Source organism: Streptomyces sp. NPDC042346 (assembly GCF_055581845.1).
Genome location: NZ_JBVJEH010000014.1, coordinates 1 through 20,287, shown reverse-complemented (window position 1 = coordinate 20,287; position 20,287 = coordinate 1). Strand labels below are relative to the sequence as shown.

16 protein-coding genes are annotated in these 20,287 nt (G+C 72.4%); 10 read left to right on the top strand and 6 right to left on the bottom strand.

The window, feature by feature from the left end:
* The first annotated feature begins 6 nt into the window (after positions 1-6).
* Both ACZ6K0_RS38885 and dgoD read left to right on the top strand, forming a co-directional pair.
* Positions 7-759: an SDR family NAD(P)-dependent oxidoreductase gene (locus tag ACZ6K0_RS38885; protein ID WP_376410057.1), complete on the top strand. Its 753-nt coding sequence runs from the start codon at positions 7-9 to the stop codon at positions 757-759.
* Positions 756-1,901, top strand: coding sequence for a galactonate dehydratase (gene dgoD, locus ACZ6K0_RS38880; protein ID WP_376410054.1), 1,146 nt, complete (start codon positions 756-758; stop codon positions 1,899-1,901). The genes ACZ6K0_RS38885 and dgoD overlap by 4 nt, the downstream gene beginning before the upstream one ends.
* A gap of 88 nt (positions 1,902-1,989) precedes the next feature.
* On the opposite strand, the gene ACZ6K0_RS38875 is transcribed toward dgoD, so the two are convergent.
* Positions 1,990-3,567: a glycoside hydrolase family 53 protein gene (locus ACZ6K0_RS38875; protein ID WP_469234716.1), complete on the bottom strand. Its 1,578-nt coding sequence runs from the start codon at positions 3,565-3,567 to the stop codon at positions 1,990-1,992.
* Positions 3,568-3,769: 202 nt separating this feature from the next.
* On the bottom strand, positions 3,770-5,794 hold the full coding sequence (locus tag ACZ6K0_RS38870) for a beta-galactosidase (RefSeq protein ID WP_469234714.1): 2,025 nt from the start codon (positions 5,792-5,794) through the stop codon (positions 3,770-3,772).
* A 206-nt stretch (positions 5,795-6,000) separates the two neighbouring features.
* On the opposite strand from ACZ6K0_RS38870, the gene ACZ6K0_RS38865 reads away from it, so the two are divergent.
* From ACZ6K0_RS38865 to ACZ6K0_RS38850, 4 genes are read left to right on the top strand one after another with little or no spacing between them, the layout of a single operon-like run.
* A complete protein-coding gene (locus tag ACZ6K0_RS38865) occupies positions 6,001-7,326 on the top strand; it encodes an ABC transporter substrate-binding protein (RefSeq protein ID WP_376410048.1) in 1,326 nt (441 codons plus the stop codon).
* Positions 7,323-8,255, top strand: a complete 933-nt coding sequence (locus ACZ6K0_RS38860) for a carbohydrate ABC transporter permease (protein WP_469234711.1) — start codon at positions 7,323-7,325, stop codon at positions 8,253-8,255. The genes ACZ6K0_RS38865 and ACZ6K0_RS38860 overlap by 4 nt, the downstream gene beginning before the upstream one ends.
* Positions 8,252-9,166, top strand: a complete 915-nt coding sequence (locus tag ACZ6K0_RS38855; protein ID WP_469234709.1) for a carbohydrate ABC transporter permease — start codon at positions 8,252-8,254, stop codon at positions 9,164-9,166. The genes ACZ6K0_RS38860 and ACZ6K0_RS38855 overlap by 4 nt, the downstream gene beginning before the upstream one ends.
* 30 nt (positions 9,167-9,196) lie before the next feature.
* Entirely contained in the window at positions 9,197-10,222 is a 1,026-nt protein-coding gene (locus ACZ6K0_RS38850; protein WP_361971654.1) for a LacI family DNA-binding transcriptional regulator, read from the top strand.
* Positions 10,223-10,379: 157 nt separating this feature from the next.
* On the opposite strand, the gene ACZ6K0_RS38845 is transcribed toward ACZ6K0_RS38850, so the two are convergent.
* The 3 genes from ACZ6K0_RS38845 to rhaI all read right to left on the bottom strand — a co-directional run bounded on the left by ACZ6K0_RS38845 (position 10,380) and on the right by rhaI (position 15,134).
* Positions 10,380-11,810, bottom strand: a complete 1,431-nt coding sequence (locus ACZ6K0_RS38845) for a rhamnulokinase (RefSeq protein WP_469234923.1) — start codon at positions 11,808-11,810, stop codon at positions 10,380-10,382.
* A gap of 68 nt (positions 11,811-11,878) precedes the next feature.
* Complete coding sequence (locus tag ACZ6K0_RS38840) at positions 11,879-13,924, bottom strand: bifunctional aldolase/short-chain dehydrogenase (protein WP_469234707.1); 2,046 nt, start codon at positions 13,922-13,924, stop codon at positions 11,879-11,881.
* A 43-nt stretch (positions 13,925-13,967) separates the two neighbouring features.
* Positions 13,968-15,134 carry an L-rhamnose isomerase gene (gene rhaI, locus ACZ6K0_RS38835; protein ID WP_376410031.1) on the bottom strand — a complete coding sequence of 389 codons (1,167 nt, stop codon included), beginning with the start codon at positions 15,132-15,134 and terminating at the stop codon, positions 13,968-13,970.
* Between the two features lie 161 nt (positions 15,135-15,295).
* Between rhaI and ACZ6K0_RS38830 the strand changes: the two genes are divergently transcribed.
* Positions 15,296-15,625: an L-rhamnose mutarotase gene (locus ACZ6K0_RS38830; protein ID WP_469234705.1), complete on the top strand. Its 330-nt coding sequence runs from the start codon at positions 15,296-15,298 to the stop codon at positions 15,623-15,625.
* A 271-nt stretch (positions 15,626-15,896) separates the two neighbouring features.
* Positions 15,897-16,922: a LacI family DNA-binding transcriptional regulator gene (locus tag ACZ6K0_RS38825; RefSeq protein ID WP_469234921.1), complete on the top strand. Its 1,026-nt coding sequence runs from the start codon at positions 15,897-15,899 to the stop codon at positions 16,920-16,922.
* 21 nt (positions 16,923-16,943) lie between these two features.
* Here the strand turns inward: ACZ6K0_RS38825 and xylA are convergent, their stop codons facing one another.
* On the bottom strand, positions 16,944-18,113 hold the full coding sequence (gene xylA, locus ACZ6K0_RS38820) for a xylose isomerase (RefSeq protein ID WP_376410025.1): 1,170 nt from the start codon (positions 18,111-18,113) through the stop codon (positions 16,944-16,946).
* A 152-nt stretch (positions 18,114-18,265) separates the two neighbouring features.
* Here xylA and ACZ6K0_RS38815 point away from each other — a divergent pair, with 152 nt between their 5' ends.
* Together ACZ6K0_RS38815 and ACZ6K0_RS38810 are read left to right on the top strand one after the other, a co-directional pair.
* A complete protein-coding gene (locus ACZ6K0_RS38815) occupies positions 18,266-19,882 on the top strand; it encodes an FGGY family carbohydrate kinase (protein ID WP_469234703.1) in 1,617 nt (538 codons plus the stop codon).
* An 83-nt stretch (positions 19,883-19,965) separates the two neighbouring features.
* Positions 19,966-20,196, top strand: a complete 231-nt coding sequence (locus ACZ6K0_RS38810; RefSeq protein ID WP_376410020.1) for a hypothetical protein — start codon at positions 19,966-19,968, stop codon at positions 20,194-20,196.
* The last annotated feature ends 91 nt before the right edge of the window (positions 20,197-20,287 follow it).

Sequence of the window (20,287 nt, the reverse complement as noted above, 5' to 3'; positions counted from 1 at the left end):
ACCACCATGAACCGTTTCTCCGGACAGACCGCCGTCGTCACCGGCGCGGCCTCGGGCATCGGCGCCGCCAGCGCGGCCCGCCTCGCCGCCGAGGGCGCCGCGGTCCTCGTCTCCGACATCGCCGACGAGGCGGGCGAGGCCGTCGCCGCGGCGATCCGCGCCGACGGCGGCCGCGCCGCCTACGTACGCTGCGACGTCTCCTCCGAGGAGGACTGGACCGCGCTGCGCGAGGAGGCCCACACCCGCTTCGGCCCGGTCGGCATCCTCCACAGCAACGCCTTCACCCACACCACGGCCGCCGCCCACGAACTCCCCGTCGCCCTCTGGGACCGGGAGATGGCGGTCAACCTGCGGGCCCTCTACCTCGCCACCCGCACCTTCCTCGACGACCTGCGCGCCGAGCGCGGCAGCGTCGTCGCCACCTCCAGCGTCCACGCCGACTTCGGACTCCCCGGCTACCCCGCGTACGCCGCCGCGAAGGGCGGAATGTGCGCGCTGGTACGGCAGTTCGCCGTCGAGTACGGGCCTGACGTGCGCTTCAACTCCGTCCTGCCAGGACCGATCCTCACCGACGTGTGGAACGACGTCGACGAGGAGGGGCGGCGGATGTCCGCCGCCGCCACGGCACTCGCCCGGCTCGGCCGCCCCGAGGAAGTGGCGTCCGCCGTCGCCTTCCTCGCCTCCGCCGACGCCGCCTACATCACCGGAACGAACCTGGTCGTCGACGGCGGCTGGACCGTGAAGAAGGACTCCAAGTGAAGATCACCTCCCTGCGCACCTACCTCGTCGCCCCGCGCTGGTGCTTCCTGCGCATCGAGACCGACGAGGGCATCACGGGCTGGGGCGAGCCCGTCGTCGAGGGCCGCGCGCACACCGTCGCCGCCGCCGTCGAGGAGCTCTCCGACTACCTGATCGGCCGGGACCCGATGAGGATCGAGGACCACTGGCAGGTCCTCACCAAGGGCGGCTTCTACCGCGGCGGCCCCGTCCTCTCCAGCGCCGTCGCCGGCATCGACCAGGCCCTCTGGGACATCACGGGCAAGGCCCTCGGCGTCCCCGTGTGGCAGCTCCTCGGCGGCAACGTCCGCGACCGCGCCCGGGTCTACAGCTGGATCGGCGGCGACCGGCCCGACGAGGTCGCCTCCGAGGCCCTCGCGCGGAAGAACGAGGGCTTCACCGCGATCAAGATGAACGCCTCCGCGCAGCTGCGGCTCATCGACACCCCGGCGGCCGTCCACGGCATCGTCGAGCGCGTCGCCTCCATTCGCGAGGCCGTCGGCGACGAGTTCGACATCGCGATCGACTTCCACGGCCGTCTCACCGCGCCCATGGCCCGCCGCGTCCTGCCGCTCCTGGAGCCGTACCTGCCCTTCTTCGTGGAGGAGCCGGTCGTCCCGGAGATGAGCGACCACATCGGCGACATCGTCCGCTCCACCTCGATCCCCATCGCCACCGGCGAACGCCTCTACTCCCGCTGGGACTTCAAGAAGGTCCTCGACCAAGGCATCGCGGTCGCGCAGCCGGACCTCTCGCACGCGGGCGGCATCTCGGAGGTGCGGAGGATCGCCGCGATGGCGGAGGCGTACGACGTCTCCCTCGCCCCGCACTGCCCGCTGGGTCCGATCGCGCTCGCCTCCTGCCTCCAGGTCGGCTTCGCCGCGCCGAACCTGCTGATCCAGGAACAGAGCCTCGGCATCCACTACAACACCGGCTCGGACCTGCTCGACTACCTCGTGGACCCGTCGGTCTTCCGGTACGAGGACGGGCACGTGGGGCTGCCCACCGGCCCGGGGCTCGGCATCGAGGTCGACGAGAAGGCGGTCGAGCGGGCCGCCGAGGTCGGTCACCGCTGGCGCAACCCGGCGTGGCGGCGCGACGACGGCTCGCTGGCCGAGTGGTAGCAGGGCATGCCGAAGGGGCCGGACTCGCGGACGAGTCCGGCCCCTTCGGGGTCTGTGAGCGGTGCGTCAGCGGTACGACAGTGGTGCGTCAGCGGTGGGCGAGCCAGCCGGCCGCCGGGAGCAGCTTGCTGTCGTAGTCGAACAGGGCCTGGTTCTCCCAGCCGTTGCCCGAGGAGGAGTCGGCGGGGTCCCAGCCGTTGCCGGTGACGGCGGTCCAGGCCGGTTCCCAGTAGACGACCCCGAGACCGCGGCCGTTCGGCACGGCCTCGACGACGTTCATGACGTCCCGCAGCCAGGCCGACTGGCCGGCGCTGCTCGCCGGGTAGCCGGTGACCAGCTCGCTCGACAGGTCGATGATGTTCTCGTGGGTGTCCTCGCTGTCGAGGCGGAACGGGTACGCGGTTTCGGCGACCATGACCTTCTTGCCGTAACGGGCGGAGACGTCATCGAGGTTGGTCTGGAGCGCGGAGAGCGCGCCGTGCCAGTAGCCGTAGAAGGAGAGCGCGATGACGTCGTAACTCACGCCCTGTGCGGTCGCGTTGTCGAACCACGTCCGGTAGAGGGCGTTGTCGCCGCCGTGGGCGAGGTGCAGCGCGATCTGCGTGTTCGACGAGACCGCCTTGGCGGCGGAGATGCCGGACTTCAACAGCCCGCCGAGCTGCGACCAGTTCGACGTCGAGCCCTCGGGCCAGAGCATGCCGGTGTTGATCTCGTTGCCGATCTGCACCATGTCGGCCGTGGTGCCCTGTGCCTTGAGGGCGTTCAGGACGTCGTAGGTGTGGTTGTAGACGTCGGTCCTGAGCTGGCTGTACGAGTGGCCGGACCAGGCGGCGGGCTTGGTCTGGGCGCCGGGGTCGGCCCAGATGTCGGAGTAGTGGAAGTCGACGAGGAGCTTCATGCCCTGCGCCTTGATCTTCTGGGCGGTGGCGAGGACGCGGGCCTTGTTGTTGTAGCCGTCCGCCGGGTTCACCCACACCTTGAGGCGGCCGTAGTTCGCCCCCGCGTTCTTGAGGAGGGCGACCGCGTCGCCGGTGGCGCCGGTGCTCGACTTGTAGGTCCCGCCGAGGTCCTCGCTCTTCTTGAGCGCGGAGAGGTCGACGCCCCGGACCGTGAGCCCGGTAGTGCCGGACGTGAACGTCAGGTCGTCGACGTTGAGCCAGTTCCCGGCGTTGGCATCGGAGTTGACGCTGACGGTGCACGCACCGCCCGAGACGGTGACGGGGGTGACGATCCGTATCCAGGTGGACGTGACGGGCAGGTCGGTGCGCTGTTCGGCGGAGCCGCAGTTGCGCAGGGCCAGATAGGCGGAGTTCTGCCCGCCGCCGGAGCGGACCCAGGCGCTGAGCGTGTACGTGCCGTCGGCGAGGCCGGAGAGGTACTGGTATGTCTCGACCTTGTACGCGGACCCCGACCAGTGACTGAGGCGGTAACTGCCGCCGTGGCCCCCGGCCTCGGTGAACGAGGCGGCGTTCTGGCCGGCGGCGGAGTAGGTGGACCAGCCTGCAGGGGTGGTGGTGCCGGCCGCGTCGCTCTCGAACCCGGCGTTGGTGAGCGTGGCGGCTGCCTCGGCGCGCGGGGCGGCGGGCAGCGGGGCCAGGAGCAGAGCGGCGAGCGCCGCGGCGACGGCCGCGGCTCGCAGGCGGATGCGGCTTCGTACGGGGTGCATCGTCGAGTCCCTTCGACGGTGGCCAATGTGAGGTGTGGTGCGGGTGGTTCCTTACGGGTGGCACGGCTCACCCGGGGGCGGCGCAGCGGGTTCCGCCGCCCCCGGGGAGATCGGGGGCCCCGGCGGCAGGCCGGGGGAGGGGTGGGCTCGTGAAGCGGTGGGGCGGTGAAGCGGTGGGACGCCCGGTGGGGCTGTGGGGAGGTCAGGCGTTCAGGCGGACGACGCCGACCGCACCGGCGGGGACGGTGACCTTCCCGTCGACCGGCGTACCGGCGAGGAGTTCCACGCCGGAGCCGTCCAGCGGCACCACGGCGTCCTCGGCGGAGTGGTTGAGCGCGAAGAGGTACTGCTGCCCGCCCTCCCCGGCGCGGCGCACGACCTCCACGTCCCGCGGGAGCGCGGCCCGGGCCGCGACTCCGGCGTCCACGCAGGCGGCGGCGACGATCGCGTCCAGCGAGGCCGCGTCGAGCCGGGTGGAGACGTACCAGGCGGTGCCCCGGCCGAGCCGGTGCCGGGTGACCGCGGGCCCGCCGGCGGCCGGCCCGTCCGCGTACGTCCACACGGTCTCGGCGCCGCGCGGGCGGACGAACTCCGTCCACACGTCGCCGGTGAGGGAGCCGCCGTCCGGGCCCGCGATCCGGACGCGCTGGTCGTCGAGGAGCGGCGACCACTCCTCGACGGTGAGGCCGAGGACGTCGCGCAGGGCGCCCGGGTAGGCGCCGGGGTGCACGGCGTCGTGCTCGTCGACGATCCCGGAGAAGTACGAGACGACGAGCGTGCCGCCGTTCTCGACGTACTCGCGGAGGTTCTGCCCGGCCGCCTCGGTCATGAGGTAGAGCGCGGGGACGACGACCAGCGGGTGGGCGGACAGGTCGGCCTCGGGGTGGGCGAAGTCGACCGTGAGGTGCCGGTCGTAGAGGGTCTCGTAGAAGCTGTCGGCGCGCTCGCGGGCGTCGTGGGCCTCGTTCGGCCGCCACTCCAGGTTCTGCGCCCACCAGGAGTGCCAGTCCCAGAGCATGGCGACGTCCGGGACGGTCCGGGTGCCGCGTACCTCCTCCAGGGCCTCCAGACCGGCGCCGAGGGCGACGACCTCGCGCCAGACGCGGGTGTCGGTGCCGCCGTGCGGGACCATCGCGGAGTGGAACTTCTCGGCGCCGCGCCGGGACTGGCGCCACTGGAAGAACATGGCGCCCTCGGATCCGCGGGCGACGTGGGCGAGGGAGTTGCGGGCCATCTCGCCGGGGCGCTTGGCGGGGTTGCGGGCCTGCCAGTTCACGCCGGACGTGGAGTGCTCCAGGAGCAGCCAGGGCGCGCCGCCCGCGACGGAGCGGGTGAGGTCGGCGGCCATGGCGAGGTTGACGTGGGTGCGGCGGCCGTCGGTCATCAGGTAGTGGTCGTTGGTGACGAGGTCGACCTCGCGTCCCCAGGCCCAGTAGTCGATCGAGTCGCACTGGCTGAGTGCGGTCATGAAGTTGGTGGTGACGGGGATGCCGGGGGCCAGCTCGTGCAGGATGTCCCGTTCCGTCCGGAAGTTCTCGCGGATGGTGGTGTCGGCGAAGCGCCGGTAGTCGAGCTGCTGGGCGGGGTTGCCGACGGTGGGGGTGACGCGGGGCGGGTCGATCTCCTCGTACGAGGCGTAGCGCTGCCCCCAGAAGGCGGTGCCCCAGGCCTCGTTCACGGCCTCCACCGAGCCGTGGGTCTCGTGGAGCCAGCGGCGGAAGTGGGCGGCGCAGTGGTCGCAGTAGCAGGCGCTGACGGGCACGCCGTACTCGTTGTGGACGTGCCAGAGGGCGAGCGCGGGGTGGCTGCCGTAGCGGCGGGCCAGTTCGGTGGTGATGCCGGCGGCGGCCGCGCGGTAGGCGGGCGAACTGTGGCAGATCGCCCCGCGTGAGCCGTACGAGTAGCGGACGCCCTCGGCGGTGACGGGCAGGGCCTCGGGGTGGGCGCGGTAGAACCAGGCGGGCGGTGCCACGGTGGGCGTGCCCAGGTCGACGCGGATGCCGTGCGCGTGCAGCAGGTCGAGGAGCCGGTCGAGCCAGCCGAAGTCGTACCGGCCCCGCTCGGGCTCCAGGAGGGCCCAGGAGAAGATGCCGACGCTCACCATGGTGACGCCGGCCTCCCGCATCAGCCGGACGTCCTCCTGCCAGACGCTTTCCGGCCATTGCTCGGGGTTGTAGTCGCCACCGAACGCGAGCCGGTGCAGGCCCTTGGGAGTGGTCTGCGGCATGAGTCTCTCCTGAACCATCGGAAGATAAAAGCTTTGTTCGTTGGGAACGTGCACACACCCGATCTCGATGTGGCAACGCAACATAACCGCACACGAACAACCATTGACAAGTGTCCGGAACGTTTCTCTACTGTGAACGCTCACAGATGCATGGTCGGCCTCTCCGTCTGCGAGAGAGGCCCCTTTCGGTCAGGGAGAAGTACCCCATGCCCCACATCACGCGCCGCAGCCTCGCCGCCGCCACCGCCGTCCTGCTCGGCGCCACCGCACTCACCGCCTGCGGCTCCTCCGACTCCGGCTCCGGATCCGGCGGCACGACGGGCGCGGAGTCCGGCCCGGTCTCGCTCACCTACTGGGCCTGGGCGCCCGGCATGGACAAGGTCGCGGCCCTCTGGAACGCCAAGCACCCCGACATCAAGGTCACCGTGCAGAAGCAGGCCTCCGGCGACGACCTCGTCACGAAGATCATCACCGCGGCGAAGGCACACAAGGCCCCCGACCTGGTGCAGGCCGAGTACCAGGCCCTGCCGACGCTCGTCAGCAACGACGCCCTCGCCGACATCGCCCAGGAGGTCCAGGGCGTCAAGGACCGGTTCGCGCCCGGCATCTGGCAGCAGACCACCTTCGGCGGCGAGGCCGTCTACGCCCTGCCGCAGGACTCCGGGCCGCTGATGTTCTTCTACCGCGAGGACCTCTTCAAGCAGTACGGCCTGACCGTCCCCACCACCTGGGACGAGTTCGCCGAGACCGCCCGCGCGGTCAGGAAGAAGGCGCCGAAGAAGTCCCTGACCACCTTCTCCGCCAACGACTCCGGCCTCTTCGCCGGCCTCTCCCAGCAGGCCGGGGCCAAGTGGTGGACCTTCGAGGGCGACACCTGGAAGGTCGGCATCGACGACGCCGCCACCAAGAAGGTCTCCGACTTCTGGGGCGGCCTGGTCGCCGAGGGCGCCATCGACAACCAGCCGATGTACACCCCCGCCTGGAACAAGGCCCTCAACACCGGCGAGCAGATCGCCTGGGTCAGCGCCGTCTGGGCGCCCGGCACCCTCACCACCGCCGCCCCCGACACCAAGGGCAAGTGGGCGATGGCCCCGCTCCCGCAGTGGAACAAGGGCGAGAACACCACCGGCAGCTGGGGCGGTTCCTCCACCGCCGTCACCACCGACTCGAAGCACAAGGCGGCCGCCGCCGAGTTCGCCACCTGGCTGAACACCGACCCGGAGGCCCTCGCCGCCCTCGTCAAGGAGAGCGGCATCTACCCCGCCGCCACCGCCGCCCAGACCAGCGGCGCCCTCGCCAAGGCCCCCGACTACTTCGCCAACCAGCCCGACTTCTACACCCGCGCCGCCGAGATAGCGAAGACCACCGCCCCGGCCGCCTGGGGCCCCAACGTCAACGTCGCCTACACCTCCTTCAAGGACCGGTTCGGCGCGGCCGCCAAGGCCAAGAGCGGCTTCGCCGAAGCCCTCGCCGCGATGCAGGCCGCCACCGTCGCGGACCTCGCCAAGCAGGGCTTCGAGGTTGCCAAGTGACGCAGCCCCCCAAGGGCGTGCGCCGGTCGTACGGGGTCAAGGCGGCCCCGTACGGCTTCCTCCTCCCCGCGGCCGTCCTCTTCGCCCTCTTCTTCGCCCTGCCCATCGGCTACGCGGTCTGGCTCAGCTTCCACAAGGTCAAGATCAAGGGCCTCGGCCTCGGCAAGGGAGCCAAGTCCGAGGTCTGGGCCGGCCTGGAGAACTACACCTCCGCCCTCACCGACTCCGAACTCCTCGCGAGCGCCCTGCGCGTCCTCGGCTACGGCGCCATCGTCGTCCCCGTCATGCTCGGTCTCGCCCTCTTCTTCGCGCTCCTGCTCGACTCCGAGCGCGTCCGGGCCCGCTCCTTCGCCCGGCTCGCGATCTTCCTCCCGTACGCCGTCCCCGGCGTCGTCGCGGCCGTCCTCTGGGGCTTCCTCTACCTCCCCGACGTCAGCCCCTTCCACTACCTCCTCGACAAGGCCGGCCTCCCGCAGCCCGACCTCATGGACGGCGGACCGCTCTACCTCGCGATGTCCAACATCGCCGTCTGGGGCGGCACCGGCTTCAACATGATCGTCATCTACACCGCACTGCGCGCCCTGCCCACCGAGGTGTACGAGGCGGCCAAGCTCGACGGCTGCTCCGAGCTCCAGATCGCGCTCCGCGTCAAGATCCCGATGGTGGTGCCCTCGCTGGTGCTCACCTTCTTCTTCTCGATCATCGCGACCCTCCAGGTGTTCAACGAGCCGATGACGCTCAAGCCGCTCACCAACGGCATCCCCTCCACCTGGAGCCCCCTCATGAAGGTCTACAGCGACGCCTTCACCGGCGGGAACATCCACGCCGCCTCGGCCACCGCCGTCGTCCTCGCCCTCGCCACCTTCGCGCTCTCCTTCGCGCTCCTCAGGATCTCCAACCGCCGCACCACACAAGGAGCAGGCCGATGACCGGGCTCGCCTCCCCGACGCTCCGCACGGCGGCCCCCGCCGCCGGGCCCACCCCCGGCACCTCCCAGCCGCCGCCGCGCCCCCGCCGCACCGCCCTGCTGCCGACGGCCGCCCTCGTCCTCGGCGCGCTCTACTGCCTGCTGCCCGTCGCCTGGGTCCTCGTCGCCGCCACCAAGGCCGACGACGAGCTCTTCTCCACCTTCACCTTCCTGCCCGGCAGCGGCCTCACCGACAACATCGGCGAGCTCACCGGATACCGCGACGGCATCTACTGGCGCTGGATGGCCAACTCGGTGCTGTACGCGGGCCTCGGCGGCATCCTGTCCACCGTCGTCTCCGCGTTCGCCGGCTACGCCCTCGCCGTCTACCGCTTCCGCGGCCGCGAGGCGTTCTTCAACATCATGCTCGCGGGCGTCCTCATGCCCCCGGTCATCCTCGCCATCCCGCAGTACCTGCTGATGGCCGAGGCCGACCTGACGGACACGTACGCCTCCGTCCTGCTGCCGCTGGTCCTCTCCCCGTACGGCGTCTACCTCGGCCGCATCTACGCCGAGGCCGCCGTCCCCATGGAGCTCGTCGAGGCCGGCCGCATGGACGGCGCCGGCGAGTGGCGGATCTTCCTCAGGATCGCCGTCCCGATGATGGCCCCGGGCCTGGTGACGATCTTCCTCTTCCAGTTCGTCGCCATCTGGAACAACTTCCTGCTGCCCTTCATCATGCTCGGCGACGACGAGAAGTTCCCCATGACCGTCGGCCTGTTCACCCTCCTCAAACAGGGTGCCAGCCAGCCCGCCCTTTACACCCTGGTCATCACGGGCGCCCTGCTCGCGGTCGTCCCGCTCATCGCCCTCTTCCTTCTCATCCAGCGCTTCTGGAGCCTCGATCTGCTCTCCGGCGCCGTAAAGTCCTGAAGCACAGGGGAGCGAGGGGAAACACACAGCATGAGCACAGCAGCGGCAAGGCGCCGTCCGGCGACCATCCACGACGTGGCCCGCGAGGCCGGGGTCTCGCGCGGCACCGTCTCCCGCGTCCTCAACGGCGGCCACTACGTCAGCCCGTCCGCGAAGGCCGCCGTCGACGCGGCGATCCGCAGAACGGGATACGTCGTCAACCGGCACGCCCGCTCGCTGATCACCGGCAAGTCCGACTCGGTCGCCTTCCTCCTGACCGAGCCGCAGGAGCGCTTCTTCGAGGACCCCAACTTCAACGTCCTGCTGCGGGCCTGCACCCAGGCCCTCGCCGCCCAGGACATCCCGCTCCTCCTGATGATCGCGGGCACCGAGGACGAACGCCGCCGCAACCTCCGCTACATCGAGGCCGGCCACGTCGACGGCGTCCTCCTCGTCTCCAGCCACTCAGGCGACCCCGTGGTCGCCCGGCTGCACGAGGCAGGCGTGCCCGTCGTCGCCTGCGGCAAGCCCCTCGGCCAGACCGCCAAGATCGGCTACGTCGCCGCCGACGACCGCGACGGCGCCCGCGACATGGTGCGCCATCTGTACGCGTCGGGGCGGCGGCGGATCGCCACCGTCAGCGGCCCGCTCGACACCCCGGGCGGCGTCGAGCGGCTCGCCGGCTACCGCGAGACCCTCGCCGAGGTCGGACTCCCCGTCGACGAGACGCTCGTCGCGACCGGCGACTACAGCCGGGCGAGCGGCGAGGACGCGGCCGTCGCCCTCCTGGAGCGCGCCCCCGACATCGACGCGGTCTTCGTCGCCTCCGACCTGATGGCGCAGGGCGTCCTCGACGCCCTGGCCCGCGCGGGCCGCCGGGTCCCCGAGGACATCGCGGTGGGCGGCTTCGACGACTCCCCGGCGGCCCTCTCAAGCCGCCCCTCGCTCACCACGATCCGTCAGCCGTGGGACCGGATCAGCACCGAGATGGTGCGGACGCTGCTGGCCCGGATAGCGGGCGAGGAACCGGCGGCGGTCATCCTGCCCACGGAGCTCGTCCGCCGGGAATCGGCGTAAGGGTACGACCGGCCCGACTGACGGGCGGTCGGACCCCGCCGGACCCCTCCGGACCCCGGGAAGACCCCTCCGGACCCCGCCGGAGTCTTCCCCGTGTCTTCCCGGGGTCCGGCCGCTCCGTCGTCGCCGTCCCTGGTGGGGTGGCGGGTCCGCCGCGTCACGGGTTCCTCGGGGACGGTGCCGTGCGCGCGGCGGCCGCGTCCCAGGCGGCGCGCCCGGCGGGGTCCTGCCGGGGGGCGTAGTGCCGCAGCGGCTGGGTCCGCGCGACGAGCCGGCGCATCGAGGCGAGGTCGCCGATGAGCCCCGCCGCCCGCGCCTGTACGAGGACGTTGCCGAGGGCCGTGGCCTCGACAGGACCGGCGACCACGGGAAGCCCGGTGGCGTCCGCCGTCCACTGGCACAGCAGCTCGTTGCGGGCCCCGCCGCCCACGAGATGGACCCGCGCGATCTCCCGGTCGGCCAGCTCGGCGGCCTGCCGCAGGGTGCGCCGGTGCGCGAGTGCCAGGCTCTCCAGGACGCAGCGGACCACCGCCCCGGGGCTCTCGGGTGCGCGCTGCCCGGTCCCGCGGCAGTGGGCCCGTATCCGCTCCGGCATGTCGCCCGGGGCCAGGAACTCCGGCGCGTCCGGGTCGACGAGCGCCGCCAGCGGCTCCGCCCGCGCCGCCTGTGCGAGCAGCTCCGGCAGCCCGGCGGCCGACCCGTGCCCCGCCCAGGTCCTGCGGCACTCCTCCAGGAGCCACAGACCCATGATGTTGCGCAGGAAGCGGACGGTGCCGTCGACCCCGCGCTCGTTGGTGAAGTTGGCCGCCCGGGACTCCTCGGTGAGCACCGGGGCGTCCAGCTCCAGACCGGCCAGGGACCAGGTGCCGCAGGACAGGTAGGCGACGTCCGGGTCCGTGGCCGGGACGGCGACCACGGCCGACGCCGTGTCGTGCGAGGCGACCGCCGTCACCGGCGTCCGCGCGTCGAGGCCGGTGAACTCAGCGACGTACGGCAGGAGTTCGCCCGCCGGATCGCCCGGCGCGCGGAGCGGCGGCAGCAGCCCGGGATCCACTCCGAGCCTGCCGATCAGCTCCTTGGACCAGGTGCCCGCGCGGGCGTCGAAGAGACCCGTGGTGGAGGCGTGGGTCTCCTCGGCTCCGACCGTCCCCGTCAGCCAGTGGACCATCAGGTCCGGCAGGAGCAACAGCGTGCGTGCCGCGTGGAGTTGGGCGCTCCCGGCAGTTGCGGCGAGCTGGAAGACGGTGTTGAAGGGCAGGTGCTGGAGGCCGGTGATCCGGTAGAGCTCCGCCGGGCCGACGCGCGCCCACACGGACTCCGCGGCGCCGTCGGTGCGCGGGTCGCGGTAGTGGTACGGGGCGCCGAGGAGGACGCCGTCCGCGTCGAGGAGGCCGTAGTCCACGCCCCAGGTGTCGACGCCGACGGAGGCGACCCCGCCGGAGCGGGCTGCCGCGCGCAACCCCTCCAGGACGCCCCGGAAGAGGCCGAGGACGTTCCAGCGCAGCCCGTCCGGCAGCGGGACAGGGGTGTTGGGGAAGCGGTGGGCCTCGGTGAGGTCGAGGCGGCCGGGGCCGACGCGGCCGAGCATCACCCGTCCGCTGGTGGCCCCCAGATCCGCCGCCGCGAAGACGTCGCGCGGCCCTGCCGTCGGCCCGCTCACCGGAGGAAGGCGGCCGCCACGCCCGCGTCCACCGGGACGTGGAGCCCGGTCGTGTGGGCGAGGTCGCCGCCCGTGAGCGCGAAGACCGCGTTGGCGACGTGCTCGGGCAGAACCTCCCGCTTCAGCAGGGTGCGCTGGGCGTAGAAGGCGCCCAACTCCTCCTCCGCGATGCCGTACGTGGCGGCCCGCTGAGCGCCCCAGCCGCCGGCGAAGATGCCCGAGCCGCGCACCACGCCGTCCGGATTGACGCCGTTGACGCGGATCCCGTGTTCACCCAACTCGGCTGCCAGAAGCCGCACTTGATGGGCCTGGTCGGCCTTCGTGGCGGAGTATGCGATGTTGTTCGGGCCGGCGAAGACCGCGTTCTTGGAGGCGATGTAGACGATGTCGCCGCCGAGACCCTGCGCCGTCATCACCCGCGCGGCCTCCCGGGACACGAGGAACGACCCCCGCGCCATGACGGCGTGCTGGATGTCCCAGTCCTCCGCCGTGGTGTCCAGGAGCGGCTTGGAGATCGACAGGCCCGCGTTGTTGACGACCAGGTCCACCCCGCCGAAGGCGAGCAGCGCCGACCGGAACGCGGCGCCGATCCGCTCCTCCGACGTGACGTCCACGGCGACGGCCACCGCCGTGTCCGGTCCGCCCAACTCCGCTGCGACCGCCGCCGCGTTCGCCGCGTCGCGATCGGCGACCACCACACAGGCGCCCTCGGCGGCCAGCCGGTGCGCGATCGCCCGGCCGATGCCGCTGCCCGCGCCCGTCACGAGCGCCACCCGGGTCGCGAGCGGCCGTGGGGCGGGCATCCGCCGCAGTTTGGCCTCCTCCAGCTCCCAGTACTCGATGCGGAACTTCTCCGACTCCTCGATCGGCGCGTACGCGGAGACCGCCTCCGCCCCGCGCATCACATTGATCGCGTTGACGTAGAACTCGCCCGCCACCCGCGCCGTCTGCTTGTCGCGGCCGAACGAGAACATGCCGACGCCGGGGACGAGGACGACCGCCGGATCCGCGCCCCGCATCGCGGGGGAGCCGGCCGTCGCGTGCCGCGCGTAGTACGCCGCGTACTCCTCGCGATAGGCGGTGTGCAGCTCCCGCAGCCGGTCGACCGCCCGGTCGAGGGGCGCGTCGGCCGGCAGGTCGAGGACGAGCGGCCGGACCTTCGTCCGCAGGAAGTGGTCGGGGCAGGACGTGCCGAGGGCGGCGAGCCGCGGGTGCTCGGCGCGCGCGAGGAAGTCGAGCACCGCCGCGGAGTCCGTGAAGTGGCCGACCTGCGGCCGGTCCCGCGAGGCGAGCCCCCGGACGTACGGGGCGAGTGCGGCGGCCCGTTCCCGCCGCTCGGCCTCGGGCAGCGGCGCGTATCCCTCGACGACCGGGCCGAAGGGCTCCTGGCGGCCCCGCTCGACGAGGAAGGCCTCGGCGGTGCGGATGATGTGCAGGGAGTTGCGCTCGCACTCCTCGGAGCTCTCGCCCCAGGCCGTGATGCCGTGGCCGCCGAGGACGCAGCCGATCGCCGACGGGTGGGCCGCCTTCACGGCGGCGATGTCCAGACCCAGCTGGAAGCCGGGGCGCCGCCACGGCACCCACACCACCGTGTCGCCGAAGCAGTCGGCGGTCAGCTTCTCGCCGTCGGCGGCGCAGGCGAGCGCGATGCCCGCGTCCGGGTGGAGGTGGTCGACGTGGGCCGCGGGCACCAGGCCGTGCAGGGCGGTGTCGATGGACGGCGCCGCGCCGCCCTTCCCGTACAGACAGTGGTCGAACGCGGCGACCATCTCGTCCTCGCGCTCGACGCCCGGGTAGACGTCGACGAGCGCGCGCAGCCGGTCGAGGCGCAGCACCGCGAGCCCGTCCTCGGTGAGCGTGCCCAGGTCGCCGCCGGAGCCCTTGACCCACATGAGGTCGGTGGGGCCGCCGGTCACGGGGTCGGTGACGGTGCCCTTCGCGGAGACGTTGCCGCCGGCGTAGTTGGTGGTGCGGGGGTCGGAGCCGAGCCGGTGGGCCCGCTCTACGAGGGAGGTGACGACGGGGTGTGTGGCCGGGGTCATGTGGTCTTCTTTCGGACAGGATGCGAAGGGATGCCGAGAGGGGTCACGCGCCCCAGCCGGCCTGGTTCCCGCCGACGCGCTCGGCGGCGATCCGCTCCTGGCGCCCGGAGCGGAGGTAGGCGGCGACCGGGTCCGGGTCGAGGCCCCGCTCCTCGCGCAGCGCGCGCAGCAGGGGCCGTACGTCGGTGTCGTAGGCGTCCATCAGGACGGCGTGGGCGGCGAGCACGTCCCCGTCCCGCTGCGCGGCGGCGAGGGCGTCGGCGTCGACGAGCAGTGCCTTGGCGGTGGCCTCCTGGACGTTGGCCACGGAGCGGATCACGGCGGGGACCTTCGCCTCGATGTTGTGGCACTGGTCGAGCATGAAGGCGACGTTCGCGGCGGGCTCCAGGCCGCCGTTGCGGACGACCTCGTGCATGATCCGGAAGAGCTGGAAGGGGTCGGCGGCACCGGCCATCAGGTCGTCGTCCGCGTAGAACCGCGAGTTGAAGTCGAAGCCGCCGAGCCTCCCCTCCCGGAGCAGCAGGGCCACGATGAACTCGATGTTGGTGCCCGGCGCGTGGTGGCCGGTGTCCACGACCACCCGGGCCTTCGGACCCAGCTTGAGGCAGTGCGCGTACGCCGTGCCCCAGTCCGGCACGTCGGTCGTGTAGAAGGCCGGCTCGAAGAACTTGTACTCCAGGAGCATCCGCTGCCCCTCGCCGAGCCGCTCGTACACCTCCGCGAGGGAGTCGGCGAGCCGCCCCTGCCGGGCGGTGACGTCGTCCTGCCCGGGGTAGTTCGTGCCGTCCGCGAACCACAGCTTCAGATCGGCCGAGCCGGTCGCGTCCATGATGTCGACGCAGTCGAGCAGGTGGTCCACGGCCCGGCGGCGCACGGCGGCGTCCGGGTGGCAGACGCTGCCGAGCCGGTACGTGTCGTCCTGGAAGGTGTTGGAGTTGATCGCGCCCAGTTCGAGACCGCGCTCCTTCGCGTACGCGGCGAGGGCGGCGTAGTCGTCGACCCGGTCCCACGGGATGTGCAGCGACACCTTGGGGGCGACGCCCGTGTGGGCGTGGACCTGCGCCGCGTCGTCGAGCTTCTCGTACGGGGTCCGGGGCACGCCCGGCTGCGCGAAGACCTTGAACCGGGTCCCGGAGTTGCCGTAGCCCCAGGACGGCGTTTCGATCCGCTGGGCGGCGAGTGCGGCCTTGACGGCAGCGATGTCGGGCATGTCCACCTCAGAGTCTTCGTGAGCTGTGAAATGAATCGATTCAGTACGTGGGGGAAGCTAGCCATCGCGCAGGGTGTCGTCAAGACTCTTGACCGACGGAGCGCCGCCGTCCTAGCGTCCTGACGCACGGAAATGAAACATTTCAGTGAAGGGAGTGGCGGATGGCGAACGCACAGCGGGTCTGCTTCCTGCTGAAGGTCCGGGCCGAGCGGGTGGACGAGTACCGTGCGCGCCACGCACACGTCTGGGCCGACATGCTCACGGCCCTCTCCGCCGCCGGGTGGCACAACTACTCGCTCTTCCTGCGGGAGGACGGGCTGCTCGTCGGCTACCTGGAGACCCCGGACTTCGACCGGGCGCGCGCGGCGATGGAGGCGGCCGAGGTCAACGCCCGGTGGCAGGCCGAGATGGCGGAGTTCTTCGAAGAGCTCGACGGGCAGTCACCCGACGCCGCGATGCGCCCGCTGACCGAGGTCTTCCATCTCGCGTGAGGGGAGAGGAGAGAGGGGAGAGGGGCGGATCCGGGCGGCCGCATAGGATGAAACGCGGGGCGGAAGCCCACCCGGACCGGGTGGCGGCAGGGGCAGGACGGACCAGGTGGGACGGATGACGGACTCCGCGCGGACGGCCGCGAACACCGGCGGCAACGCCGGTACCGATGCCGGCGGCAATGCCGGTATCCATGCCGGCGTGAACCCCGGTGCGAACCCTGGCATGAACCCCGGCGTGAACCCCGGCGTGAACCCCGGCATGGACCCCGGCATGAACCCCCGCATCAACGTCGGCATCAAGGACGTGGCGCGCGAGGCGGGCGTCTCCGTCGGCACCGTCTCCAACGTGATCAACCAGCCCGACCGGGTGTCGCCCGCGACGCTCCAGCACGTCCGGCGGGTCATCGCCCGCCTCGGCTACGTCCGCAGCGAGTCCGCCCGCCAACTGCGCGCGGGCCGCAGCAGGATCATGGCCCTGCTCGTCCTCGACATGGGCAACCCCTTCTTCGTCGACATCGCCCGGGGAGCCGAGCGCGCCGCGCGGGCGGCAGGCCTGGTCGTCATGGTCTGCAACAGCGACCAGAACCCCGGCGACGAGGCCGACTACCTCTCCCTCTTCGCCGAGCAGCGCGTCCGCGGCGTCCTCGTCACCCCCGCCGACCCGAGCGGCGCGAACCTGCGGGAGTTCCGCCGCCACGGCATCCCCTCCGTGCTCGTCGACCGGGTCGCGGGCGACGGCGGCGGCTGCTCGGTCTCCGTCGACGACGTCGTCGGCGGCTCCCTCGCGATCCGCCACCTCGCGGCGGCCGGCCACCGGTCCTTCGCGTACGTGAGCGGCCCGCCCCACCTCCAGCAGATCCGCGACCGGCGCGAGGGCGCCCTCCTCGCGCTCGCCGAGGCCGGCCTGCCCGCCTCGGCCCTCCGCGAACTCCCGGCCGAGCGCCTCGACGTGGCCTCCGGACGCGACGCGGGCGCCCGCCTCCTCGGCCTCTCCGAGCGGCCGACCGCCGTCTTCTGCGCCAACGACCTGCTGGCCCTCGGGGTCCTCCAGGCGCTGTACGCGGCCGGAGTCCGGGTCCCGGAGGACATGGCCATCGTCGGCTACGACGACATCGAGTTCGCTGCGGCCGCGACCGTACCCCTCACATCCGTACGGCAGCCGGCGCTCACGCTCGGAGCCAGGGCCGCCGAGCTGCTCCTGGAGGAGACCGGCGAGCGGGCGGACGAGCACCGGCACGAACACGTCGTGCTCCAGCCGGAGTTGGTCGTCCGCCGCTCGTCGCTCGCCGCGCACTGACTCCTTCGTGCCGGGGCGTCGTCAGCGGACGCCGAGGAGGTGTTCCAGGGCCAGCTGGTCGAGGTGCTCGAAGGCCATGGAGCGGGCGGCGGCCGCGTCCGCGTCGAAGGTCTCGTACGCCGTGGGGTCGGCGAGCAGCGCGGCGAGGCCGTCGGCGGCCGTGGGGACGGCGAGTTCGGGCAGCCGGGAGGCGGCCAGCGCCCCCTGGACGTCCGGGTCGGCGCGGAAGGCCGCCGCGCGCTCCTTGAGGATCAGGTAGTTCCGCATGCAGTTCTTCGCGGACTCCCACACCCCGTCGAAGCCGTCCGTGCGCACCGGCTTGAAGTCGAAGTGGCGCGGACCCTCGTACCCGGCCGTCTCCAACAGGTCCACCAGCCAGAACGCCTGGCGCAGATCGCCCGCCCCGAAGCGGAAGTCCTGGTCGTACTTGATGCCCGACTGGCCGTTGAGGTCGATGTGGAAGAGCTTGCCCGCCCACAGGGCCTGCGCGATGCCGTGCGGGAAGTTGAGCCCGGCCATCTGCTCGTGACCCGTCTCGGGATTCACCCCGACGAGTTCGGGGCGCTCCAGGCGCTCGATGAAGGCGAGGGCGTGGCCGATGGTGGGCAGCAGGATGTCGCCGCGCGGCTCGTTCGGCTTGGGCTCGATGGCGAAGCGCAGGTCGTAGCCCTGCTCGGTGACGTACGCGCCGAGGAGGTCGAAGGCCTCCTTCATCCGGTCGAGCGCGACGCGCACGTCCTTGGCGGCGCCGGACTCGGCGCCCTCCCGGCCGCCCCAGGCCACGTACACGGTCGCGCCGAGCTCGACGGCCAGGTCGATGTTGCGGAGGGTCTTGCGCAGGGCGAAGCGGCGCACGTCCCGGTCGTTGGCGGTGAACGCGCCGTCCTTGAAGACGGGGTGGGTGAAGAGGTTGGTGGTGGCCATGGGCACCGCGAGCCCGGTGCGGTCCAGGGCGGCCCGGAAGCGCTTGACGATCGCGTCGCGCTCGCCGTCCGGAGCACCGAAGGGGATGAGGTCGTCGTCGTGGAAGGTGATGCCGTACGCGCCGAGGGCGGCGAGTCGCTCGACGGCCTCGACCGGGTCGAGGGCGGGGCGCGTGGCCTCGCCGAAGGGGTCGCGGCCCTGCCAGCCGACGGTCCAGAGGCCGAAGGTGAAGCGGTCCTCGGGGGTGGGGGAGAAGAGCTCCGGCACGATGTGTCCTTCCCTTGCACTCGGGATTTGTTATCTGACATAACTAATACGGGATGCGGGTGTGCCGGCGCCAGACCCACCCCCGATCCCGTGCGTGAGAGACGCAGAGAGACGACGTAGAGAGATGACGCAGAGAGAGATGAGGTGAGGGCGTGCGCACCAGCCGCTCCGTCGTGATCGGCGTCGACAGCTCGACGCAGTCCACCAAGGCCGTCGCGGTCGACGCCGGGACCGGCGAGCTCCTCGCCGTCGGCCGCGCCCCGCACACCGTCACCGGCACCGGAGGCGCGCGGGAGAGCGACCCCGAGGAGTGGTGGACCGCCCTCGTCACGGCGGTCCGCGCGGCGGTACGGGACGCGGGCGTCCCGGCCGCGTCCGTCACCGGCATCGCGGTCGCCGGACAGCAGCACGGCCTCGTCACCCTAGGCGCCGACGGCCGGCCCCTGCGCCCGGCGCTGCTCTGGAACGACACGCGCTCGGCGCCGCAGGCCGCCGCCCTCGCGGCCGCGCTCGGCGGACCGACGTCCTGGCTGGAGCGCACGGGTTCCGTCCCCGTCGCCTCCATGACCGCGGCGAAGTGGCAGTGGCTGCGCGAGCACGAACCGGCGCACGCCGCGGCGACCACCGGGGTCCGCCTCCCGCACGACTACCTCACCGAGCGCCTCACGGGCCACGCCGTGACGGACCCGGGAGACACCTCGGGCACGTGCTGGTACGGAATCGGGATCGCGACCGCGGAGGAAACAGCGGTCGCGAAGGAGGCAACGGAGAGCGCCGGCGGAAGGGTGGGCGCCTCCGACGCCGCAGGCGCCTCCGACACCCCAGGCACCTACGACACCGCCGGCGCCTCCGACACCCCCGGCGCCTACGACCCGGCGATCCTGGACCTCCTCGGCCTCGACCGCTCCCTCCTGCCCGCCGTCGCCCCCACCGGCGCCACCCGTGTCGGCACCCTCACCGAGTCCGCCGCCGAGGCCCTCGGGCTGCCCCGTACGGTCGCCGTCGCCGCCGGCACCGGCGACAACATGGCCGCCGCCGTCGGCCTCGGCCTCGGCGGCGCGGGCCTGCTCGACCACCCGGTCGTCAGCCTCGGCACCTCCGGCACGGTCTTCGCCGCCACCCGCGCCCGGCCGGCCCGTCCCGGGCTCGCCGGGTTCGCCGCCACCGACGGCACGTACCTCCCGCTGGGCTGCACCCTCAACTGCACGCTCGCCGTCGACCGGTTCGCGACCCTCCTCGGCCTCGACCGCGAGGACGCCGTACCGGGCGCCGAGGGCGGAGTCGTCGTCCTGCCCTACCTCGACGGCGAACGGACCCCCGACCTCCCGCACGCCGCCGGCCTCGTCACCGGCCTGCGGCACACCACCGACCCGCGCGCGATCCTCGGTGCCGCCTACGAAGGCGCGGCCTTCACCGTGCTGCGCGCCCTCGACGAACTGCTCACCGCCTGCGGCCTCGACGTGACGGACTCCGCCGTACGCGACCGTCCGCTGCGCCTGATCGGGGGCGGCGCGCGCGGCAGGGTCTGGACCGACACCGTGCGCAGGCTCTCCGGGCGCCCCCTGGTCGTCCCCGCCGCCGAGGAACTCGTCGCCCTCGGCGCGGCCGCCCTCGCCGCGGGCGCCGTCACGGGTGACGACCCCGTGGCCCTGGCCACCGCCTGGGGCACGGGCACGGGCGACGTCCTGCCGCCGGTGAAGCGCTCCACGGAGACCTGGGACCGGATCGCCGGAGTCCTCACGGCCGCGAGCCCGGAACTCCTGCGCTGAGAGGGGCCGCTCGCGTGGACGCGGGACCCGTGACGGGGACAGGAGACGCGGGTTACCGTGGCGGAAACGACGGGGGAGACACCATGGTCGCTGTAATAATCCTTTTCGGGGTGCTCGGCGGTATCGGGGCCTTGTTGACGGTCACGCTGATCAGGCGCGGAAGCAGCCGCACGGAGACGGCCGAGGGCCTCCTCCAGGAGCAGCTGGCCCTGCGCCAGGCCCAGCACGACCGGGTGTCCTTCGGCGCCGCCGCGGTCCACAACTCCGTACCCACCGCGAGCGACACGTACAGCCGCCGCAACGGCCGCCCCTAGGGGGTGTCCGGAAAGTCATGGGAGCCAGAGTCGGAGGCAGGCGAGGGTGACCATGGCTTGGTAGTGGACGGCTCGTTTGTCGTAGCGGGTG